Genomic DNA, 6424 nt, shown 5'->3' on the forward strand with positions numbered 1-6424 from the left:
ATCGTGCCGGTGTCCTCTCACGGGTTGCCGGAATGTTCTCCCGCCGGGGATTCAACATCGAGAGCCTGGCTGTCGGCACCTGCGAAGTGCCTGAGATGAGCCGGATCACCATCACCGTGCATGGGGATGATACCCGGATCGAGCAGGTGAAGAAGCAGCTGAACAAGCTGATCGATGTCATCAAGGTCTCGGATATCACCTATCACGAGCATGTGCGGCGTGAACTGGCGCTCATCAAGGTGGTTGCAAACCCGGGCAGTTCCCGTGCCGAGGTGATGCAGATCGCAGATACCTTCCGTGCACAGATCATCGATGTCGGTGCGAAGACGCTTATCCTTCAGGTGGTCGGCCCGCCAGAGAAGATCGATGCACTCGAGAAACTCCTCCGCCAGTACGGGGTGAAGGAGCTTGTGAGGACGGGAACGATCGCGGCACTGCGTGGCTCAAAGACCACAGCCGGAGATTAGACCTTTCTCATCACTATTTTTTAGTTTTCCGCCGGATAGATCACGCATTTTAATTAAATGCCGTGACATACTATAGCATGACATGATCGGAAACGAGATTTGGCCGGATCGTTCTTCTTCCATCAACACGCTCCTGCCCGTTCCCTGCCAAATCATCATTCATCGATCGAGAAAGCCGGAGCATTCATGACACTAGCCGGAATCGGAACCATTCTGATCATTCTGATTTACTGCATCCTGCTGATTGGAATCGGGGTTGTGGCATCACGGAAGATCAACACGACAAGCGACTATATCGTAGCGGGCAGGTCGCTTGGTTTCTGGGTCTTTACGATCCTGATGGTCGCCTCGATCTGCAGTGGCATGACCCTGGTCGGGGTGTCGGGGTATGGGTATACCTCCGGCTGGCCCGGAATATGGGAGCAGATCGCAGTCCCGCTTGCTGCTGCCTTCTGTATCACCATATTCGGTGTGAAGCTCCACAAAATCGGCAATGAAAACGGGTATATGACCCTTGAGGATTATTTTGCCCACCGGTTTGAGAGTGTCCGTGAGCTCCGGGCACTCTCGGCAATTGCCGGAATCGCCGTCTCACTGATCTATCTTGTCGGCCAGTACACCGCCATCAGTATCGTGTTGATCTGGCTCTTTGATATTGCCCACTGGCAGGCACTGGTCATTGCAGGGATCATCATCACTGCCTACACCGTCATCGGAGGGCTCTATGCAGTCTCCTGGACAACACTTCTTCAGGGCGGTCTCCTGATTGCCGGTGTGATTGCGATTGCCCCCGTCCTGATCGCAAAGGCAGGTGGCCTGACACATATCAATGGTGTCCTTGCCGGAATTGATCCGAACCTCGTCGAGCCCTGGTTTCCACAACCAATCTATGCCGATTATGCCTTTGCAACACCTGAGTTCCTCCTCTCCTTTGGCCTGTTGATGGTGGTTGGCCTTGCCTGTGCTCCGCATGTCATCAACAATGTCCTCGCGGCACGTGATGTGAAATACTTCAAATGGTCTCCCCTGTTAGCATTTCTGATCTACCTTGTGGTGATGCTGCTTGTAAAGTTCGCAGGCTTTGCGGTCCGTGTCCTGGTCGAGGAAGGCTGTCTGGTGCTCCCGGAAGCGATCAATGCTCAGGACTATGCATTTATGTACGGGGTTGAGTACGCCGCCCCGAATGTCTTTATATGGGGCATATTTGCCGTTATTGTACTTGCTGCGGTGATGTCTACGACCGATCGGCTTATGCTGACGATCGGGACGATGTTCTCCTGGGATATCTACAAAAATATTCTCAATACCGATGCCCCGGACAGCCGGGTTCTCTGGATCTCACGGGTCTCTGTCTTTGTTGCAGCTGCCATCTCGCTCATCCTTGCCATCAACCCTCCCGCAATGCTCGCCTGGCTGATCTGGATGGGGATTGGTGTGATGCTCTCCACATTTGCAGTCCCGATACTCGCAGGACTGTACTGGCGGGGGGCAACAACAAAGGGGGCACTTGTATCGATGAGTGCCGGGCTGATCTCATCTGGGGTTTTTGGCTATTATCATCAGTATGTTGCCGCACTCCCGGTACATTTCAGCCTCTATTCGGTGACGGTATCGGTTCTGGCGATGGTTATCGTCAGCTGGCTTTCTGAGAAGAACAGCCCTGAGGTTCTTGATAAAACAATGACAGGCTGGTATATTTTCAGGAGATGATGGCGATTATAAGAGAGAACTGATCTCTGGTTGCAAAAACCAGAAATCATCCTCTCAAAACTCCCATCTCTTCCATTTTGCTTTTTTTCCCTGAGACTTCCTGCTGGTATCCTGCATCTTCTGATGAATCGATAATATGTGATGATCCGGTGAATCATCGGATATTTCCCTTTCGATGCGATCAGGATCGAGCATGTTATATGTTAGCATGGCACACATTAGCATTATATGATATTTGGATTGCCTGACCACACGGTGTATGCCGTTCTTGGAACGATACTGGTTATCATCATTCTGCTGGTTATCTGGGCATTGAGATTCCCGGAGGGAGACTGAGTATGGCAGATGCAATGACGTTTGTCATCATCATCTTCTACTTCCTTCTCCTGATCGGGATCGGTGCCTGGGCATCACGGAAGATTATTAATACCGAGGATTACATCCTCGCGGGCAGATCGCTTGGCTTCTGGGTCTTTACGATCCTGATGGTCGCCTCGATATGCAGCGGAATGACCCTCCTTGGGGTATCGGGGCTTGGCTATGCCTCTGGCTGGCCGACGATCTGGGAGCAGATCTTTGTTCCTGCGGCCGCTGCCTTCTGTATCACGATCTTTGGGATGAAACTCCATACGGTCGGGCGTGAGAACGGCTATCTCACGCTTGAAGATTATTTTGCCCACCGGTTTGAGAGTGCAAAACACCTCCGCGGGCTCTCTGCCATCGCCGGGATCACCGTCTCGCTGATCTATCTTGTCGGCCAGTATACCGCAATCAGCATCGTCCTGATCTGGCTCTTTGGGATAGAGCACTGGCAGGCGCTGATCATTGCGGGTATCATCATCACGACCTATACGGTGATCGGTGGCCTCTATGCGGTTTCATGGACGACCCTTATCCAGGGACTGATATTGATCTTTGGTGTCGTTGCGATTGCACCGTTCCTGATCATGCGGGCGGGAGGATTAACGCATATCAACGAGGTGCTCTCCGGCATAGATCCGAATTTTGTTGCACCGTGGTACCCAACCCCGGTCTATGCAGGATACGCCTTTGCAACACCGGAGTTCCTCTTCTCTTTTGCCATCCTCCTGATGGTCGGGCTTGCCTGTGCTCCGCATGTCATTAACAATGTACTTGCTGCCAAAGAGACCAAATACTTCAAATGGTCTCCACTGATTGCGTTTCTCATCTACCTTGTGGTAATGCTCCTTGTGAAATTCGTCGGATTTGCTGTCCGTGTCCTCGTCGAAGAGGGCCAGATCATTCTCCCGGAAGCAGTGAATGCGCAGGATTTTGCCTTTATTCTCGGTGTTGAGTTTGCTTCACCCAGTATGCTTATCTGGGCGTTCTTTGCCGTTATCGTGCTGGCTGCGGTGATGTCAACAACCGATCGCCTGATGCTCACCATCGGCACGATCTTCTCCTGGGATATCTACAAGAATATCCTTCATCCGGAAGCATCAACAAAGAAAGTGCTCACCGTATCCAAAGCCTCGGTATTCCTTGCAGCTGTCATCTCACTTATTCTTGCGATTAACCCTCCGGAAATGCTCGCCTGGCTCATCTGGATGGGAATTGGCGTGATGCTCTCAACCTTTGCCATCCCGATCCTTGGAGGGCTCTACTGGCGGGGGGCGACAACCAAAGGCGCACTTGCCGCTATGGCATGTGGCCTGATCGGATCCGGCATCTTTGGGTACTACCACCAGTACGTGGCCAAGCTCCCGGTTCATTTCAGCCTGTATTCGGTGACGCTCGCACTGATTGCCCTTATTGTTGTGAGTCTTCTCACCGCAAAGAACAGCCAGAAGGTGCTCGATGAGACAATGACGGGTTGGTATATATTCAGGAGAAAGTAGGATTTGATAGTTAGATGTCGGATAGGATAGGAACCTTTATTTTTCACTCTCCCTTTCCTTTTATTTAAAAAAAAGGAATGCGTGTGTATGGTGGCAGGAGAGACTATAACGGGAAGAGTGCCCTTCAGCTGGCTTCTTTTTGGAAGCATAGTGCTCATCATCCTTATTGTCACCGCTGTCGTCATCAATGTCAATTACAACAATTCCCGCGAGCAGCTCGGGAACACCATGCTCCTCCAGCAGGAGAAGAATGAAGAAGGGCTCATCCAGTCGATGCTCCTTGTTGATAGGGGTCTTCTCCTCTTTGACCAGTCTCTTGATTACAAACTCCGAGGTCCAATGGATTCTTTCCTCTCTGCATATGAAGAGAGTGGAGGTGATCCCGATCGAATCGATCTTGATGGGTTGAAGGCATCATTTGGGGAAGGCTATGAGCTCTATATCATCAATGATGCAGGGGTGATTGAGTATACTACCTACTCCCCCGATCATCTCCTGGACTTTTCAGAGTACCCGCAATTCTATCGCCGCCTAACGAAGATCCGGGAAGGAAATATTTTTGTCTCAGATCGGATTGTCAAGGATTTCTCCACCGGCATGTTCCGGAAGTTTGTCTATCACCCAACCTCTGATCACCGCTATATCCTGGAGATCAGCTATATGGATGATCAGATTCAGGAGATGCGATCAGCACTCAGGTACACCGAGGCTGCGGGAAGAATTCATGAGCTGAACCCGTACCTCACCTCGGTCAGGATTTTTTATTTCAAAGGAGATGAGGTGGGAAATCCCAGTTATGTTCCTGAAGAGTGGCGCTCAGAGATCATTGAAACGGTGCTGGAAACCGGAGAATCACTGGAATTTAAGAATCCGGCTTCTGAGGTATATACCCGCTTCCTCTTCATCGATCTCTCCTCAAATGGCAACCCGCCTGAGATGAATCTCGTTGCAGAGATGACCTATACGACTGCCCCCATTCAGCAACATCTCCACAATCTCCTGATGCTGCATCTCCTCATCGCCACCATTGCGATTCTGATTGGAGGAATTCTCGCCTATGCAGTCACCGAACGGATCACATGGCCTATTCACCGGTTGGTCGATGATACAGAGGTCATCTCCGGTGGGAATCTCGATCATCCAATCGGGATCGCGGGACCCCCGGAGCTCAGATCCCTCTCCCTCTCGATCCAGCAGATGGTCGATCGGCTGAAGGATATGATGAGCCGGCTCCAGGCATCTGAAGAAGAGCTGAGGGTGCAGAATGAGGAGCTTGAGGAGCGGGTGCTTGAGCGGACCACTGACTTAACAGAAGCCCACGCGAGGGTCGGCTTCTATCTTGACCTGATTACCCATGATATCAATAACACAAACCATACCTCATTGCTGTATCTTGAACTCCTGGAATCAGAGGCTGATGAGACCCTTGAGCGCTATATCGAAGGCCTTAAAAACTCCCTGAAAAAAAGTGACGAGATCATCGATAACGTCGCGACCCTGCGGGAGATCCAGGATGCAGAGGCATCACTTGTGCCGGTTCGGATCGGACCCATGCTCAGAAAAGAAGCGGATGCAGACGATCGGATCACCCTTCTCATGGAGGATGAAGACATCTCTGCCTGTGCAGACTCTCTCCTCTCACAGGCACTCTCGAATATCATTGTAAACAGCCTGAAGTTTGGGGGTGACGATGTCAGCATCACCATCTCAGTAACCACAACAGAAGATGCCGTCCTGATACGAATCGATGATACCGGACCCGGCATTCCGGATGCGACAAAACCAGTAATCTTTACAAAATACACGCGGGGAACCGAGAGGGTAAGGGGGAAGGGGCTTGGCCTCTTCATCGTCCATACCCTGATAGTTGATCGCTATGGTGGTTCGATCATCGTTGAAGACCGGGTGCCGGGCGATCCCACACAGGGTGTATCATTCGTTATCCGGCTGAAAAAAGTGGAATAAAAGGGCTCTTCGCTGATCTGTTGCGGGTTTTACATAGGGAATGAGTCATCATCCGGCTATCTGATGTTTGAATCCTGCATTCGGATCTGTTCACTCAGGCGCTTTCCCCACCGCCCGTCCCCGTCCTCACATGCTTCGCAGGGAGGTTGTACCGGGCGGCCGCAGATGCAGCGCGGGATGGGCGGGAAGGCTTTGTGGGCTTCCAGAGCATATAAACCCCGATTCGAAGAATCGCCTTTCAGGTTGCTCTCTCGAGCAAGGGTTTATCACCCCTGTCAGCCTGATCCCGCTCTAACCCGCCCCCGATACCCGCGCCGCACCTGTTTCAAACTACCCCCATGAAATAGCGAGCAGTCAATAAAAGCCTCTACCGGGAGATGAGGATCGTCTTCTCCCAGGTATAGGCATCAATAAATGACAGGC

Annotated in this window: 4 protein-coding genes; all 4 read left to right on the plus strand. The window is 51.6% G+C overall.

Annotated elements, in window-relative coordinates; translation table 11 throughout:
* A partial coding sequence (ilvN, locus tag QCH34_RS04570) for an acetolactate synthase small subunit (RefSeq protein WP_300330812.1) occupies window positions 1-467 on the plus strand: 467 nt, incomplete at its 5' end.
* A gap of 186 nt (window positions 468-653) precedes the next feature.
* On the plus strand, window positions 654-2177 hold the full coding sequence (locus QCH34_RS04575) for a sodium:solute symporter (RefSeq protein WP_300330815.1): 1524 nt from the start codon (window positions 654-656) through the stop codon (window positions 2175-2177).
* A gap of 338 nt (window positions 2178-2515) precedes the next feature.
* Entirely contained in the window at window positions 2516-4036 is a 1521-nt protein-coding gene (locus QCH34_RS04580; protein WP_300330818.1) for a sodium/solute symporter, read from the plus strand.
* 87 nt (window positions 4037-4123) lie between these two features.
* Entirely contained in the window at window positions 4124-6001 is a 1878-nt protein-coding gene (locus tag QCH34_RS04585) for a HAMP domain-containing sensor histidine kinase (RefSeq protein ID WP_300330821.1), read from the plus strand.
* The last annotated feature ends 423 nt before the right edge of the window (window positions 6002-6424 follow it).

The sequence above is a fragment of the Methanocalculus sp. genome (assembly GCF_029762515.1).
Taxonomy (GTDB): Archaea; Halobacteriota; Methanomicrobia; order Methanomicrobiales; family Methanocorpusculaceae; genus Methanocalculus.